We start from the raw sequence: 15807 nt of genomic DNA, 5'->3' as shown, positions 1-15807 counted from the left end.
TTCCCTTCGACCTCAGGGCAGTTCACGCAAGGGCATCCTTTGGGTTGGCATACATGCTCCGCTTACTCATGTTATGCGCGAACACAAGATGTCTGAAGCCCATGCGTGGCCAGGTTCAGCGCTCTCTGTGTTCTGTTAGTGCTTCAACACGAGATTGAAGCCCTCTTCCGCGCTCTCGTATTGGCAAATGGTCGTGGTTGAGGTCTCGGTCTCGGTCTTCGGTTTTCTCCCATTCAGTTTGAACAGGGCAGCGTCGGTTTTCTTCGCGTAGGGTGTGAAACCGTGCCAGTCGCCGTCCTTATTCTTGACGCTATAAGCGATTCCTTCGACCTTCCCCTGAGTTTCAGCTGTCTGGGTTATGTCAGAGTGGGCTGGGCATTGCGCCGCAAATGCGTTGCCAACAGCCAGAACGCTTGCAATACCTACCATTGTATAAAAACGCATGTGACCTACTCCTTCAGGTAATTGGAGGCGTCAGGATGCAATGCTCCGCCCTTTTGCTCTACTGGTAGAACTGCTAGGTTTACAGCAATGCGAGGCTGTGCGAAGGAGCGCTGGATACTTACCTCGCCAAGACACGCAAGCGCTGCACATGGCAGCTTTGCCGTTCGTCATCAGCTGCAGATTCCAGACGGTGCAAGTACAGCGATGGCGGGTGCCTGTCGCAGCGTATTATCAACGCGGAAAGTATCTGTGCAGCCTGATTTGCCTGCGAGAGCTGCTGTGTTGTTACCTAGATGTATACGCGCTACACAGATGAGGTGCTGTATTTGTGCGCTAGTGCGCTCGCATCAAGCAGATGTTTTTCGCGAGTCACGTGCTTGCTAATGCTTCTGTCATGAACTCTGTGCAGGTGGGAAATAAAGTTTCCATGATGAGGTAGGTGGCCTGCACGGGCAAAGCGAATGTACAAATCCAAGTCCTCGGCCATGTGCAGGCTATCATCGTAGCCGCCAGCTTGAGTAAAAATCTCACGCTTGAAGAACGTGTTGCCTTGCAGGAAATGTTCACCGTTGAATATCGAATTCAACATGGCTGAACATGAGTCGAATTGCCAGCCATAGTAGTCATGTCCGTGCAAATAACGAAGTGTACTGTCTACCCTCAAGAAATCCGACGTGAACCACGCACAGGTGGGCTGGTGCAGTGCTAAACGGCTGAACTGATACAGCGCTCTTTCCAATAAGATGTCGTCACTGTCCAGGATGAAAAGATAATCGCCTTGGGCTTTTTCTATGGCTCTGTTACGGGCACAAGATTGTCCCCTGTTTTTCGGGTCTGTCAGAAAAACGAGATTGTCGTGACTCATTGAATTCATCAGTAATTGGGTGCCGTCAGTCGAGCCGTCATCATAAATTATATGCTCGACGGCTACGTTTGATAGCGGGGTTAATTTGCTGCGCTGCACACTCGCTATACAGTCTGCCAACAAATCTGCTCTGTTGTACGAGGCAGTGATTACCGAGATCTTGATCATGGTCGAGTTATGCCGGTTAGGGCTGAGAATTTAATCTGTTCCGGCAGGGCCGGACGGGCAACTGATAAAAGTATTAGGTCGGCGTCCTGTCGTCGCAGGGTAGATGTACTCATTTCGGCTTTCCATGCTCCCACAGGGCTGAGAGAACTGCACTTCGCAAGCCAGCGTGAGCCAGCAGCGAGTCACTCTGATAAGGTGTATCAAGGTCCCTGGCAAACTTGCCGATCTCGCTGTCACTCAGGGTCATCGCAGCAGGCATCAATTGCTGCGTTGCTCTTCAGCGCAAGCATCACCGCCTGATACATATCCAATCGAGCGAACTCTTTAGTGGCATCGCCGCCCTCATCTGCCCCCCCAACTACAGTGATCGGTAGCGTGTATCCAATGCGTACTGCCTGATCAGGCCGAGCAGCCATTGGCAATGCACTGCGGCGCAAGAGTTGCTTTATCTGGTAAGGGGTAAGCTCGGGGTTGATGGAAATTATTGCGGCGACGACTCCCGTGACCAGCGCTGCAGCGTATGAGGTGCCACAGCCCCCACCTCGTCCGCTCTTGGGCAGCGTCGATAGCGGAGGCCTGGGGCATGCAGCTGCGCTGATATCGACGCGAGGGCCGATGTTCGAGCTCTGTCTAGGCTCTGCAAAATGTGGTTCAGCAACATTTGCGGACCGGCGCGTGCGCTGATGTGCGCCGACCACCACAAGCTGGTCTGACAAAAGCGATGCCGGCATATGAAAATCCGTGGTAGAGCCGCTGTTCCCCGCGGAGTTGACCACCACCACAGTAGGATGATGACGCGCCAGCCAATCGAAGAAACGCTCCAACAACAGTGCGTAACCTTCCATAGCCTCACTCGAACGAACGTTAGTCTCGACAGGCTCACCCCTGAGATTGAATGTTCCGGCCAGGTGCACACCCCAGCTCCAATTCAGTACGCGTGCGCCATCTTCGACAAGGTTGACCGACGCTGCGATGCGGGCCGTAACACCTGATGATGCGCCACGATCCAAAATGATATCGAAGCGACCGCCATTGGCGCCCAGTCGGCTCAGAAAACCCAGATTGCCCTGCTGATAAAGCCGTGCGGCCAGAATTCCTGTAACAATCGAGCCATGCGCATTGGCTGCATTGCTGTGTCGAGCAAAGAGGCATGTCCCGATGCCTGGGCAGGGTTGCGCCAATCCTCGAAAATCCACCGATTCAAAATTGACCCCTTTTTCAATGACGCCGATCACGACGTTGGCCGGCTTGAAGCGCTGGCACGAGCCACGCGCAATCTGCGCGTAGGCAGTGACTGCCTGCTCAAGCCTGTTGGCTTCCCATCCCTCGTCATCCGGCGGCTCAGTCATTCGCTCCGGGTTCTGGGGCATCTCCAGATTGTCATCCTCTACCACGACACCCATCACGGCAGGGTCGCGGCGCAACTGGCTCAATAAATCCGTGCGCGCCACCAGCGACGTAACGGGAAGTCGTACTTGATAGACATTCAGAGGCGGTATCGCCCCTACGATCTCCAGATCATGCTGCTGGGCAACTCGCTTGGCCTGCGTCAGACCATCAGCCTTTTCACTTAAAACCAGACTGACAAGTTCCAGATCCGTAACCACATAATCTGCAATCTCCACACGTCGGCCTTGATTGGCAGCGAGCACCCAAGTCTGGCGCGTACTTAGCCACACTGCATTGCTGGTATGTCCTTCATCCCGTAACCAAAGCGGGCCACTGACAGCATCCGCTGCCAATTCGAAGCACAGGGCGTTGCCAAACGGTTTGACCCGATGCGCGGGCAGAGCAATTCCATTCATAAACACTATTGGCCCCGCGGTTGCACCCTGCATGTGCGCGCACCATTGCTGCGCGCCGCTGACACCGTCATGGCCGGTGGGTTTGAGATCATCGATCCGTATCTTGCCGAATGCGTTGGCGGTGCACGTACAAAGTACCGTTATCAAGGTCAACAGGTAGAAATCAGATTTGCTCATGTCCGCCACTTCCATGTCCTGGACGAGGACAAGCCGTCTGCGGGTTCTTCTAACGCATACGGCAAGCCCTCTATCTGGGCATGACCCTATATCCCAGGGCGGCACATGCCTACTGGCAGAAATACCAGGTAGCGAAGGCAGGAAATTCAGCAATCTCTGCGGCGGTTTAGAGACTGCGTTTCTCTGTCTCTTCTGGTTTTCTCTCCCTTGGCAACTATCAAAAATGCCAGTTTCGCGTGGTTGTTCTTTATCGTAGGTTGACCCTCTCAGGGAATGGCTCAACCACGGATGGAACAATGAACAAACCAATCATGCTTGCCACGCTGGCTGGGATGGTGATGCATTTCCCCAGCCTGTCCGCAGCGCCAATCGATGCTTCAGTCCACGCTGTGCAGAGGCACATCGCACCCTGCCATGAGCAGGGCAAGGGCGTGAACTGCGAGGTCTCCGGCGTAGCGCGGGTCGCTGACCATCTGGTCTTTGCAAACGACAAACAGATGCCCAGCAGTGGCGATCCTGCAATTTTTACGATGCAGATCGACAGTTCGAACAAGGTGACGGGGAAGCCTACTTACCTGAGCAGCAAGGTCCTGAATCAAGCAGACAAATATGAAGGCCTGACCACGACGTTGGATGGGCAGTATGTCGTTGCAATTACGGCGTTCAACAAGGAAGGAACGGCGGACAATCCTGCTGCCGATGTACTCAACACGCTGCTTTACTGGCCGGTAGGCTCGCCTCAGGATGCGAAGGTCATCACCCCCTCAGCGCGGGGACAGGTCACCAGTTCGCGCGGCCTGCGGGAGCGGATCGGTAGAGCTGTACAGTCGCCTTACTATCAGATTGAGGCGCTGACCACAGCCCCTGACGATCGGCTTCTGGTCGGTGTCCGCAAGTATGGTGAAAGCAACAAGAGCGCAGATTTTTCATTCTTGCTGCTGTCGATCCCGTTCAAGATTGACGGGCAACACGCTGTACTCGGCGATGAGTTCGAAGTTGTCTGGAGGCTCTCGCCGGACGAGCTGATGAAGCGGCTGGGCTCCTCCTACTCCGCTCACTCCGAACTGGGACTCTCGGGAATAGAGTTCGATCGTTACAATAAAGACCGGTTTTATGCCACCACGAGTTTCGAGAGCGACCAAGCGCTCGGGGGATATCTCTGGGTGTTGAGCTATGACGGTAAAACGATTGGCGACCCGCAGCCCGTGAGGTTGAAGGATGATTCAGTACTGGCCTTCAATCACAAGCCGGAAGGGGTAGAGGTACTCGACGGGTCTCACGTATTGATCGTGCATGATGATGATCGGATTCGCGTAAAAGACCCGGACACCCATCGCCAGCGCGAAGCGCATGAGTTCGTCTACGACGTCGTGAGCTTCAGCACGCCGTGAGAAGCCGCGGCCGTCAATGTGACGCCCCAGTGCCTGTGTGGACGAACAGCCACCGCTGCCTGGAGTTTTTTTCAAGGACTGAATCCCGTGCGAATGCTGACAACTTTTTTTATTCTGCTGTTGATGACTGCTGCAGGCAACGCCAAGCCCCTGGATGCCAACGAAGAAGCCTACGCCGATGGACCGCCTGCGAGCTTCCTGGTTTACGCCGTTACCTGGCAACCCACCTTTTGCATCATGTGGCCACTTACCCTGGGTTGCAGGCCGGCCCCTCAACGCTTTCTGACGCATGGTGTCTGGCCCTACAGCAATAGCACCGCTACACATACCAATCGCCATCCACAGCTCTGCACCCGGTCACCTGCATGCAAGGGCGCAGCGGTTTGTGACGTGGCTGCAGACGACATGCGTAAAGTGCTCGCCAATGAAGATTTACGGGCCTGGGTAACCCGTGATCCGGAGCCCATGTTTGCCCATGAGTGGAGGAAGCACGGCACGTGCTCAGGCAGAACCGTTGAAGCGTACTTCCAGAGCTTTGTCGACTTGAGGAAAGCCGTAGTCATTGACGATCAAGATGCATTTGATGACATGATCGGAGTGGACACTGAGTTCGCCGAGATCCGTGCAGTCTTCCCGGCCAATACCGCGTTTCGCTGCTACAGAGATGTGAAAGGCGAGCAGTATCTGCATGAAGTCTTTTATTTGATCGATGCGCAGGGGCAGCCATACCTTAAGGAAAAACGTCTACAAATCGGCGTCCAGTGCGAGGAGCGGAGGACCTGGATCCCCCGCGGCATGCCTGAGGCAAAAGGCGACGTTGCTCCACCGGCCGCCTGACTGAATCAGCCCAACCGCACCTCGCCTTTGACTACCTCGTCACTCTACAAGGCGCCTGCCCAGGGGTGTTCGGTAAGCAATCCCCGGGTCAGGGTCAGCGTCAGTTCGCGCTCGGCGGCGCTGCGTTCATCAGCCAGCCTGCCGATAGCGTCGATGACTTGCTGCTCGCTAGCGCCTTCTTCGGGCTGCAGCAGCGCTTCGAGGCGATCATGGTAGGGCTGGTTCAGCGTCTCGTATTTTTCCGCGTAGGTAGCACGCAAGAAGTCGGTCCAGAAGGTCCGCTGTGACATCGAATCCGCGATACGGGCATCAGTTTCTGCCAGCAGAATGGTGCGGGCGGATTCGTGCAGGTGAGCATCATTCACATCGGAGAACATCCGGTGGTACATATAGCGCGCCTGAGCCGGCAGTCCCAAGGGACGAACCAGACCCGCGCGGTACGCCAGGTGTATTTCCACTTCATCGATCAGACCGTAGGGGTTGCTAGTCCTCAGCTCGCCAATGTGCTGTGCGGCAATGCGATCCACCTCGTCCAGCCGGTACAGCTCGCGGCCGAGCTGCACCAGCGCCGGGCTCACGTCGGCGCTGACCAGCTCGGCGGTGCGGGTGGCGACCAAGGCACGCACCTCGAACAAACTAAGCATCAGCAGCATCTGATCAGCACAGGTCCGCGGGCCTGCAGCTTGCTGGAAGATCGCCTCGCGCACTTGCGTATTCTCGACGCACACCTCGACGAGCGACCAGATGCGCCTGCGTAAGTCGATGCCCTGCAAGTCATAATCTCTGGACCGGCCGAGGTCGTTGAGAAAGCGCATGAGATCATCGCAACCCGGCTGTTGCGTCAGCGCCAGCCATTGCTCAGAGAAGATGGCACGTTCCTCGACACTGAAGTCGGCGAGCCATCGCTCGAGCGACTCCTGCCCGCCGGGCCCATGACGTCGAGTAGGCAACGCGCCTGCACCTGCCTCGCCCAATGTGCTGCGCAGGGTGGCCTGGGTTGGCTCCGGGATGGGGTTGTCATGCAGGCTCAAGCCGACCAGTCTGCGTTGCGATTGGGCCAAGGTCGGGCTCATGCTCTGGATTTGATTGTCGCGCAGGTCGATGTCTTCAAGCACAGGGTGCATATATGCCTCCACAGGCAACTCGCTCAGGCCGGTAGCGCGCAAATGCAGGCGCTGCAGGTTGAGCAGGCTGCCCAGTGGCGGCAGTTGCCCGATCGGATTATGCGACAGCTCCAGCACCCGCAGCCTGGACAATGCACTGAGCCTGGCCAGGCCTGCATCGTCAATCACGATCTGATTGCGCGTCAGGCGCAGTTCGGTGAGCTGAGTCAGTGCTTGCAGGCCGTCCGGGATGCTGGCTAGCAGGTTGTCACTGAGGTCCAGTGTGCGCACATTGGCGAACCGTTGCAGAAAACCCTCGGTGATGTCCGATAAATGCGCGCGGCGCAGGACTAGATGAGTGACATGGTCAAACGTCACGTGCGCCGGCAACGCCGGTAGGCTATCGATACGCTCGCTATCTATCACCAGACGGTATTCGCCGTCCGTGTCAGGCCGTTTGCGCCGCCAGCACTGGCGAATACGTCGGGCGATCAGGCGGCGGCGCTCAGGCAACGGTGCCACAGTGGCCTCGCGACGCCACGCGGCCAGGCTTTCGCCCAGTTCGACAAGGCGCTGCTGTAAGCTGTGCAAGTGATCCCACGGTTGCTCACCCTGCGAGCGAATGCCCTCCAGATAGACCTCTATCTCCATGTCGGTCAAGGTCGGGAAGATTTGCTGATAGCCGTGCAGCATCGCTCGCCGTGAGCCTTGCGGGCGACCGCTGAGCACATAGCCGATGCGTCCATCACCCAAACGCATGGGTGGGCGAGCCGTGCCGATCTGCGCCATGCCCAGCAGCTGTGCCGCCGCGGTTCGGTCTGCTAAGGCTTGATCGGCAAGGGTATTGGCCAGCTTGGCCGGCGATACTGCAGCATCGCCCAGCGCCACACGTTGCTGCGTGTCCAATAGATGTAACAGGGCTTTGAACAGACCGTCGCTGGCCATGGCACCGGGCTTGGCGACACCTGCGTTGTCGGTGGCAAGATAGCCTCGTACGGTACGGATCAGACAGCGAGTTTCCGTTGGCTGCTCAGCGCCGACGCTGGCCGCGACATCACCGTTGAGTTGGGTGTCGCGCACCTCCACCCGCACCGTCGATTGCCAGGGCCATGCGCCGTGCAGCAAGCGCAGGGCCAACTGCTCGGTGTCAGTCGTCACAGCAGCTGCCAGCTCGAAGCCTGCGCAAGCACGGTCCAGACGCGCGTCGCGCAGCTCCCAGCGAGCCTTTTCAGCCAGCGCCAGCGGTACCCGCTGTTGCTCCAGGAGTTCGCTGAGATCACTGTCGTTGGCGGCGGCGATCAAGGCCCTGCCTGAGCGGATCGTCAGGCCAGGAAAGACCCGGTGCAAGGGCTCTGCTGCCCGGCTCGGAACCGGCTGCGACTCCTGCCAGTAAGCTTCGAATGCCTGACCGCGCAGGCGGGGCGAGGACTCATGTAATACGTAGCGTTGCAGTGCGTCACAGAGCCGGGCAGGGGCGGGGGCGTTTTCCAGATGAAGGCGGCGCAGGCAGGCGGTATCCATACCTACGCTGCGCAGCACCGAGCTGGCCAGGTCATCCGAAGCCAAACCAAGGTTCGAACCGAGCCTTCGCATCAGCAGTCCAGCATCGTGCCAGTCATGCGGCCGCTCCAAGGCGTGGTGCACGCCACCGGCCCCGTTTTCTTCCAGGGCTATTGCTGCCGCTTCGCCACGCTGGGTGTGCACCACGGTTGGCCGCTCTTCACTCTGACCCAAGCGGTAAACCTGTTCCGCGATCGCCACGTGTGGCTTGCCATCCAGGACACCGCGCTGGCCTGACATCAAGCTGGAGTCTGCCGACGAGTAGCCCGGCAGGTCAGCCCGTGCCAGGCGCTGCTCGCCGGTGGATGTGAGTACCGGTGCCAGTTCGTCAACGGCAGCTTCTCGAGTCAGTATCTGGCCTGATGCGGCCCCAGCGACCGCACCAAGCCCGATCATCGCGACGTTTTGTGCCACAGACATCACGTGACCTAGCGCCGCTTCACGATCACCCAGCTCCCACTCGTGGTAACCCTCGAATACGTCATCTGTGATCTGCTGGGCAGCCAGCGCAAGCAATGGCAAGCCAAGCTCTGGTACGAAGAAAGCGGCCAGCCCAAGCATGTCCACGCCAAGCCCTTTGAAAAAATGCATGCGCCGGTCGCGTTCCTGACTATCGACGGCGCTGTTGGGGACTGCCAAGGCTTGAGCGTCCAGCAGTACCTTGTCGATCTGCACCTGGCGCAGGTGTTCGATCAGTGAACCGTTGATAAGCTGCTGGCGGCCGTCCAGCTCCATCGGCTGCTGAGCACTGCCTTCGTCCAGCAAACGCTTCAATTGCTGGCCGAAGTGCATCCGGTCATGCTCTTTGATGAACCGCTGGAAAAACGATCGGTAGGCTGGATCGCGTAAACGGGTGCCCAGTGTGTTGAACACTTGCAGCCAGGACCCATAGACGTTCAGGGCCCCATGCGGATCGTCAGGTATCCACACAATCAGGCTCTGGGGCTTAGAAGCATCTGTATCCGAGCTCGGCTGGAACACCGTCACGCCGGTGATCACCCGCCCCAGCAGCCGAAGTTCGCTGAACATACCTGCGGCGGTTTTGGCTGGCGCCGATACCGCGTCCAGCATGCCATCCAGCAGCGCCCCCTCGACCTCGCCTTTAAGGCGCGCCAACTGCGCGGCCGCCAGCAGGCTCGTACGCCATCCTGCCTCAAGCGTTGCGTTGACGCTGCGCCGATGGCTGTCGTCTGCAAACAGCACCTGCTTGAGATGTTGCTGATAAAGCGCACCCACATCCAGAGAACGGCACAGGCCGGCGAATGCACGTGGTCGCAGATTTATCAACGTGCCGTCTGCATTGAGCAGCCTGGACTTTGCCAACCAGGCCGACTCGGAGGTCTCCCGACGCTCGAAGTTGTGCAGGGCGCAGTCCAGCAGGCTTTGCTCAGTTGTGGAGGGGACAACGTAATCGGGGACTGTGCTGACGCCTGATGGGTAACGCACGTAAACAACCCGGCTGAGCTTGGCCGTGTGCACATTCACCGAGGGCTGTACCAGCTTTTGCAGGGCTGCGTCCAGCGAGGAGCTGACGAAGCCGTCCAGCGGTTTGATCTGGGCGAAAAGAAGCTGCACCTGTTCGCGCGCGCGCTGCTGAGCGATCAGTGCCTGATGCAGCACAGTGAGTTGTTCGGAGGATGCCGTGCCCAGCCAGTCTGGTAAGTGATTGGCTATGAAGGTGTCAACGCAAGTATCCGGGGAGGCAGTGGCTGTCATGATTCACCATTGAGCGCAAAATGATGATTCAACCCGCTTCGTCACCGGTTGCGGCGGTACTTATATTGATGAGCGCGCAGAGACCTGTATCCCTTGGTGCCCAAAGCCGCAGGCTGAGAGGTCAGCGGCTTTGGGCTGGCGGGATCACTCCCACTTCATCTCGCCTTTTGCCACCTTGGCGCTCAACTCGAGCGAGCTGTCCCCGGCCAGTCTCGGGTAGCGCGTCTTCATCGCAGCGATCAAGGCGCTGGAGTCCTTCGCTTTGGCCGTTTCCTGGTCAAACGCGCGTATGTAGTCAGCGGTGAATTGCACAGCTTGCAAACCCTGAGGGTAGGGCTCGTTGAAATGCCCCGGTATGACCGTGGCCGGTGCCAGCGCCTTGATCTGCTCGAGGGTCGCCAGCCAGTGCTCGTGCGAGGTGGCGCTCTGTGTATCAGCCATCCATACATGCTCGCCCCACTGCACCGGAATGCCCCCGGCCACAGTCTTGATCGACGGGATCCAGACGAAGGTGCGATCCGGCGTCGGGCCGTCGAGGCCGATGATCTTCAGCGCCTGACCTTCCAGCGTCAGGGTGTCGCCACTCAGGGGCTGCGGCACGACGATCTGGCGCGGCGCATTGACGCCAAGCTCGGGGCTCCAGATTTTCAGTTTTGCGTCCTTGCTAGCGTTGATATGGGCGATGGTCTGCGGGGTGGCGACGACCGTTGCAGCCGGGAATGCGCGCACCAGGGTGTCCAGCCCGAAGTAGTAGTCGGGGTCGCCATGGCTGATGTAGATGGTCGTCAGTCGCTTGCCGGAGGCTTTGATCCGGGCTGCCAGCTTGGCTGCTTCCTGCGCCGAGAACTGGGCGTCGATCAGAATCGCGTCCTGCTTGCCCTCAACCAGCACCGATGTCACTGCGAAGATTGCCGCTTCGCCCGGGTTGAATACGTCCACCGTCACTGCCTGATGCGCAGGCCTGGTCATGACGGGTGGTTCGTTGACCTGGCTTGCAGCGTAGGCGTTGCCAGCCACCAGCGTGGCGAAGGCGACAGTCAGGGCTGAAAGGACAAACCGTGGTGATTTCATCGGGCCTCATTTGGCAGAAGGTTGAAGCGAAGGGGGCAACGCCTTTGACGTCGATCGCGCTGGGAACATTCTCGTTGTAACGACAACCAGACCGTCACCATTAGCGCTCTGCAGATTAACTGTTCATTAACCTGAGAGTAACGATCAGCCCGCGCCGTTGATTGATTGCCTCAACCCGCCAGCCTTAAATGAACCCCACGAAAGCGCACCCGTGGAGTTGCATAATGACAACAAGAACCTCCCCCCCACCGCAATGGTCGCGGCGGCGCAGCGAAAAGCAGCGTCGGCTCGAGCAGGTGCGAGACCTTGCCGATGGCGTGGTGTTGCCCAGCGAGCGGATCGTCGAAGCCTTGGAACGCTTGATCGCCCCCGGCGACCGTGTGGTACTCGAAGGCAACAACCAGAAGCAGGCAGATTTTCTCTCACGCTCGCTGGCCAAGGCCGACCCAGGCCGCCTGCATGACCTGCACATGATCATGCCCAGCGTCAGCCGCGCCGAGCACCTTGATCTGTTCGAGCGCGGCATCGCCCGCAAGCTCGACTTCTCCTTCGCCGGGCCGCAGAGCCTGCGCATCGGCCAGTTGCTGGAAGACGGCCTGCTCGAAGTCGGCGCCATTCACACCTACATCGAGTTGTACTCGCGCCTGCTGGTCGACCTGATCCCAAACGTCGCTCTGGTAGCCGGCTTCATGGCCGACCGCGAGGGCAATATCTATACCGGCGCCAGCACCGAAGACACCCCGGCGCTGGTCGAGCCTACGGCGTTCAGCGATGGCATCGTCATCGTCCAGGTCAATCAGTTGGTTGACGATGTGCGCGACCTGCCGCGGGTGGATATCCCGGCGTCCTGGGTCGACTTCGTGGTGGTCGCGGACAAGCCGTTCTATATCGAACCGCTGTTCACCCGCGACCCGCGCCACATCAAGCCGGTGCACGTGCTGATGGCGATGATGGCGATCCGCGGCATCTACGAAAAACACAACGTGCAGTCGCTCAACCATGGCATCGGTTTCAACACCGCGGCCATCGAGCTGATCCTGCCGACCTACGGCGAATCACTGGGACTTAAGGGCAAGATCTGCCGCAACTGGACGCTGAACCCGCACCCGACATTGATCCCCGCGATCGAAACCGGCTGGGTGCAGAGCGTGCATTGTTTTGGTACCGAACTGGGCATGGAGGACTACATCTCCCAGCGCCCGGACGTGTTCTTCACCGGCCGCGATGGCTCGATGCGCTCCAACCGGATGATGTGCCAACTGGCCGGGCAGTACGCGGTCGACCTGTTTATCGGCGCTACCCTGCAGGTCGACGGCGACGGCCATTCTTCGACCGTCACCCGTGGCCGCCTGGCCGGCTTTGGCGGCGCGCCGAACATGGGCCACGACCCCCGCGGGCGCCGCCATGCCACGCCGGCCTGGCTCGACATGACCACCCCGGTGACCCTGCTCGAACGCGGTCGCAAGCTGGTGGTGCAGATGGTCGAGACCTTCCAGGAGGGCGGCAAGCCCACCTTCGTCGATACCCTCGATGCGGTCGAGGTCGCCAGGAAGGCGGGCATGCCGCTGGCGCCGGTGATGATCTACGGCGACGACGTCACCCACCTGCTCACCGAAGAAGGCATTGCCTACCTGTACAAGGCACGCACGCTCGAAGAGCGCCAGGCAATGATCGCGGCGGTTGCTGGCGTGACCAGCATCGGCCTGCGCCATGACCCGAAAGACACCGCACGCATGCGCCGGGAAGGGCTGATCGCCTTGCCCGAAGACCTCGGCATCCATCGCAATCAGGCCTCCCGTGCATTGCTCGCCGCCAAGAGCATCGCCGAGCTGGTCGACTGGTCCGGCGGACTGTACAACCCGCCCGCACGCTTCAGGAGCTGGTGATGACTGCATCCATTCAGATCCACGTGCCGTTGCCGTTGTCGCACCAGCTGGCTGACCTGGCGGTTGAAGCGCTGCTCGACGAAGCCGATCTGTCGCCCAAACCGGCCCTGGTCGACCGCCGTGGCAGCGGCGCCCACAGTGATTTGCACCTTGGCCTGATGCACGCTTCGGCGCTGTCGCTGTGGCCATGCTTCAAGGAAATGGCCGACGCAGCGACGCTCCATGGCGAGGTCGGCCAGCCACTGCGCGAAGCCCTCGGCCGCATAGGCCGGGAAGGCGAAATAGCCATGCGCGTCACTACTGCCGGTATCAATACTCACCGTGGCGCCATCTGGGCACTGGGCTTGCTGGTCGCTGCCCGTGCCCTTGATCCAAGCAACAGCGATGCCGCCTCGATTGCCGCACGGGCAGGGCGCATCGCCCTGATCGACGACCGCTATGCGCCGCGTCAGCACGACAGTCATGGCCTGCAAGTACAGCGCCGCTTCGGCGTGCGTGGCGCCCGCGAAGAGGCGCAGTTGGGCTTCCCGACGGTGCTCGCCCACGGCTTGCCGCAGTTGGCCAAAAGCCGCGCTGCCGGCAGTGGTGAGCAGAACGCACGGCTGGATGCGCTGCTGGCGATCATGAGCCAGCTGCACGACACCTGCGTGCTCTGGCGCGCTGGCCTCGACGGCCTGCAGGCCATGCACGAGGGGGCCCGCGAGGTACTCGGCGCCGGAGGCAGCGCAAGCCTGGCCGGGCGCCGCGCGCTGCGCCAACTGGACACCCGCCTGCTGGCGCTGAACGCCTCACCGGGCGGCGCGGCTGACCTGCTGGCAGCCTGCCTGCTGCTTGATAACTTCGGGAGCCTTTGAGCATGGAAACCTTGTCTTTCAAATTCCCGGCCGGCGCGCCGGCAAGCAACCGAGCCCTGGTCGGCTGTGTCGGCTCCGGCGACCTTGAAGTGCTGCTCGAACCTGGCACCAGCGGTGTACTGAACATCAATGTAGTGACCTCGGTAAACGGCAGCGCGCCGCGCTGGGAGCAGCTGTTTCAGCGCCTGTTCGCCGAGCACAGCCTGCCCGCCATGAACATCGACATCCACGACTTCGGCGCCACACCCGGCGTGGTGCGGCTGAGGCTGGAACAAGGCTTCGAGGAGATCAACCATGACTGACATCGACCGTTTGCTGCAGGCCTGCAGCTTTGTCGAACTCAGCGCCCGCGAGCGCGCCCGCGCCTTGCTCGATGCCGGCAGCTTTCGCGAATTGCTCGGGCCGTTTGACCGGATGATGTCGCCCTGGCTGCCGCAGCAAGGCATCGTGCCCCAGGCTGACGACGGCGTGGTCATCGCCAAGGGCAGCCTCGATGGCCAGCCCTTGCTGGTGGCCGCCATCGAAGGCGTATTCCAGGGCGGCAGCATGGGCGAAGTCGGCGGCGCCAAGATCGCCGGGGCGCTGGAGCTGGCGGTCGAGGACAATCGCAACGGCATACCCACCGCCGCGGTGCTGCTGCTGGAAACCGGCGGCGTGCGCCTGCAGGAAGCCAACCTTGGCCTAGCCGCGATCGCCGAGATCCAGGCCGCGATTGTCGAACTGCGCCAGTACCAGCCCGTGGTCGGCCTGATTGCCGGGTCGGTCGGGTGCTTTGGCGGCATGTCGATTGCTGCCGGGCTGTGCAGCCGGTTGATCGTCACCCGCGAAGCACGCCTGGGCCTGAATGGGCCGCAGGTGATCGAACAGGAAGCCGGCATTGAAGAGTACGACTCGCGCGACCGGCCGTTCATCTGGAGCCTGACCGGTGGCGAGCAACGCCACGCCTGCGGCCTGGCCGACGCCTATGTGGCGGATGATCTGGCCCAGGTACGTGAGGCGCTGGTAGCGCAACTCGCCGCAGGCGAACCAGCACTGCCACGCAGCCGTCGCCACGCTGACTTCCTCGCGCTGTTGGCCACGCTGGGCACTGACTGTGCGCAAGTTGACGCCGCCCTGACGCGGGCGCTGTACCAAGGAGAACTGCAATGAGCCGTGGTCTTGAGTGGATTCGGGCGCTGGCCCAGGGCAGCGAGCTACCGGGCTATCCCGCCTCGGTTAAAGTCATCGACGGCGAACTGGGCAACCTTCCCGCACGCTTCATCGCGGTTGTGCCTGACGCGCAAAACCCGTTCCCACGGGCGCGCGATGGCGAGGTCGGCCTGCTCGAAGGCTGGGGCTTGGCCAAGGCTGTCGATGAGGCGATTCAGGCTGATCAGGGCGGCACGCCGCGGGTGCTGGTCGCCGTGGTCGATGTGCCTAGCCAGGCCTACGGTCGCCGCGAAGAGGCGCTCGGCATTCATCAGGCGCTGGCCGGTGCAGTAGATGCCTATGCCCGGGCGCGCCTGGCCGGCCATGCGCTGATCGGGCTGCTGGTGGGCAAGGCCATGTCCGGGGCGTTTCTCGCCCACGGCTATCAAGCGCAGCGCTTGATCGCGCTGGATGATCAAGGGGTGATGGTGCATGCCATGGGCAAGGCGGCGGCTGCGCGGATTACCCTGCGCAGTGTCGAGGAGCTTGAGGTTCTGGCCGCAAAAGTGCCGCCCATGGCCTACGACATTGCCAGCTATGCCTCGCTCGGCTTGCTCTGGGAGCGGGTCAAGGTGGACGCGGTCGAGCAGCCGACTGCCGCCGATATCGGCAAGGTCCGCGCAGTGCTGGAAAGCGCCGTGGACGACATCGGCAGCAGTACTGATCTGCGCGGGCGACTGGGCGCGCCCAACCGGGCGATGTCTGCCCGGGTTCGGCAACTGCTGCGCGAGCAATGGTGAAA

At 60.4% G+C, this 15807-nt stretch carries 12 protein-coding genes; 7 read left to right on the top strand and 5 right to left on the bottom strand.

Annotated features, from left to right (window positions below; all coding sequences use genetic code 11):
- Nucleotides 1–135: 135 nt before the first annotated feature.
- From ACQZ2L_RS10165 to ACQZ2L_RS10155, 3 genes are all read right to left on the bottom strand, one after another.
- Complete coding sequence (locus tag ACQZ2L_RS10165) at nt 136–444, bottom strand: hypothetical protein (RefSeq protein ID WP_430325932.1); 309 nt, start codon at nt 442–444, stop codon at nt 136–138.
- Nucleotides 445–748: 304 nt separating this feature from the next.
- Complete coding sequence (locus ACQZ2L_RS10160; protein ID WP_430325931.1) at nt 749–1477, bottom strand: glycosyltransferase; 729 nt, start codon at nt 1475–1477, stop codon at nt 749–751.
- Nucleotides 1478–1710: 233 nt separating this feature from the next.
- Entirely contained in the window at nt 1711–3459 is a 1749-nt protein-coding gene (locus ACQZ2L_RS10155) for a S8/S53 family peptidase (RefSeq protein ID WP_430325930.1), read from the bottom strand.
- 296 nt (nt 3460–3755) lie between these two features.
- Between ACQZ2L_RS10155 and ACQZ2L_RS10150 the strand changes: the two genes are divergently transcribed.
- Nucleotides 3756–4850 (top strand): hypothetical protein, encoded by a 1095-nt coding sequence (locus ACQZ2L_RS10150; protein WP_430325929.1) that lies wholly within the window; start codon nt 3756–3758, stop codon nt 4848–4850.
- Nucleotides 4851–4943: 93 nt separating this feature from the next.
- A complete protein-coding gene (locus ACQZ2L_RS10145) occupies nt 4944–5687 on the top strand; it encodes a ribonuclease T2 family protein (protein WP_430325977.1) in 744 nt (247 codons plus the stop codon).
- A 44-nt stretch (nt 5688–5731) separates the two neighbouring features.
- Here the strand turns inward: ACQZ2L_RS10145 and ACQZ2L_RS10140 are convergent, their stop codons facing one another.
- Nucleotides 5732–10066 carry an NEL-type E3 ubiquitin ligase domain-containing protein gene (locus ACQZ2L_RS10140; protein WP_430325928.1) on the bottom strand — a complete coding sequence of 1445 codons (4335 nt, stop codon included), beginning with the start codon at nt 10064–10066 and terminating at the stop codon, nt 5732–5734.
- A gap of 144 nt (nt 10067–10210) precedes the next feature.
- The gene (locus tag ACQZ2L_RS10135; RefSeq protein ID WP_430325976.1) at nt 10211–11035 is read right to left on the bottom strand and encodes an MBL fold metallo-hydrolase; all 825 of its coding nucleotides are present in this window, start codon (nt 11033–11035) and stop codon (nt 10211–10213) included.
- A gap of 326 nt (nt 11036–11361) precedes the next feature.
- Here ACQZ2L_RS10135 and mdcA point away from each other — a divergent pair, with 326 nt between their 5' ends.
- From mdcA to mdcE, 5 genes are read left to right on the top strand one after another with little or no spacing between them, the layout of a single operon-like run.
- Complete coding sequence (mdcA, locus tag ACQZ2L_RS10130) at nt 11362–13023, top strand: malonate decarboxylase subunit alpha (RefSeq protein WP_430325927.1); 1662 nt, start codon at nt 11362–11364, stop codon at nt 13021–13023.
- Nucleotides 13023–13877 (top strand): triphosphoribosyl-dephospho-CoA synthase, encoded by an 855-nt coding sequence (locus ACQZ2L_RS10125; RefSeq protein ID WP_430325926.1) that lies wholly within the window; start codon nt 13023–13025, stop codon nt 13875–13877. The genes mdcA and ACQZ2L_RS10125 overlap by 1 nt, the downstream gene beginning before the upstream one ends.
- A gap of 2 nt (nt 13878–13879) precedes the next feature.
- The gene (locus ACQZ2L_RS10120) at nt 13880–14179 is read left to right on the top strand and encodes a malonate decarboxylase subunit delta (protein WP_430325925.1); all 300 of its coding nucleotides are present in this window, start codon (nt 13880–13882) and stop codon (nt 14177–14179) included.
- Complete coding sequence (locus tag ACQZ2L_RS10115) at nt 14172–15026, top strand: biotin-independent malonate decarboxylase subunit beta (protein ID WP_430325924.1); 855 nt, start codon at nt 14172–14174, stop codon at nt 15024–15026. Before ACQZ2L_RS10120 ends, ACQZ2L_RS10115 begins: the two co-directional genes overlap by 8 nt.
- Nucleotides 15023–15805 (top strand): biotin-independent malonate decarboxylase subunit gamma, encoded by a 783-nt coding sequence (gene mdcE / locus ACQZ2L_RS10110; RefSeq protein WP_430325923.1) that lies wholly within the window; start codon nt 15023–15025, stop codon nt 15803–15805. Before ACQZ2L_RS10115 ends, mdcE begins: the two co-directional genes overlap by 4 nt.
- Nucleotides 15806–15807: the final 2 nt, after the last annotated feature.

Origin of the sequence: Pseudomonas shirazensis, from assembly GCF_050496565.1 — a bacterium.
GTDB lineage: Bacteria > Pseudomonadota > Gammaproteobacteria > Pseudomonadales > Pseudomonadaceae > Aquipseudomonas > Aquipseudomonas shirazensis_A.
The sequence above is the reverse complement of the archived record's forward strand: the minus strand, read 5'-3'. Positions and strand labels throughout refer to the sequence as shown.

Bases quoted from the DNA above. Each gene is read 5' to 3' on its own strand.
- ACQZ2L_RS10165 (WP_430325932.1), bottom strand. From the start codon at position 444: ATGCGTTTTTATACAATGGTAGGTATTGCAAGCGTTCTGGCTGTTGGC.
- ACQZ2L_RS10160 (WP_430325931.1), bottom strand. From the start codon at position 1,477: ATGATCAAGATCTCGGTAATCACTGCCTCGTACAACAGAGCAGATTTG.
- ACQZ2L_RS10155 (WP_430325930.1), bottom strand. From the start codon at position 3,459: ATGAGCAAATCTGATTTCTACCTGTTGACCTTGATAACGGTACTTTGT.
- ACQZ2L_RS10150 (WP_430325929.1), top strand. From the start codon at position 3,756: ATGAACAAACCAATCATGCTTGCCACGCTGGCTGGGATGGTGATGCAT.
- ACQZ2L_RS10145 (WP_430325977.1), top strand. From the start codon at position 4,944: ATGCTGACAACTTTTTTTATTCTGCTGTTGATGACTGCTGCAGGCAAC.
- ACQZ2L_RS10140 (WP_430325928.1), bottom strand. From the start codon at position 10,066: ATGACAGCCACTGCCTCCCCGGATACTTGCGTTGACACCTTCATAGCC.
- ACQZ2L_RS10135 (WP_430325976.1), bottom strand. From the start codon at position 11,035: ATGACCAGGCCTGCGCATCAGGCAGTGACGGTGGACGTATTCAACCCG.
- mdcA (WP_430325927.1), top strand. From the start codon at position 11,362: ATGACAACAAGAACCTCCCCCCCACCGCAATGGTCGCGGCGGCGCAGC.
- ACQZ2L_RS10125 (WP_430325926.1), top strand. From the start codon at position 13,023: ATGACTGCATCCATTCAGATCCACGTGCCGTTGCCGTTGTCGCACCAG.
- ACQZ2L_RS10120 (WP_430325925.1), top strand. From the start codon at position 13,880: ATGGAAACCTTGTCTTTCAAATTCCCGGCCGGCGCGCCGGCAAGCAAC.
- ACQZ2L_RS10115 (WP_430325924.1), top strand. From the start codon at position 14,172: ATGACTGACATCGACCGTTTGCTGCAGGCCTGCAGCTTTGTCGAACTC.
- mdcE (WP_430325923.1), top strand. From the start codon at position 15,023: ATGAGCCGTGGTCTTGAGTGGATTCGGGCGCTGGCCCAGGGCAGCGAG.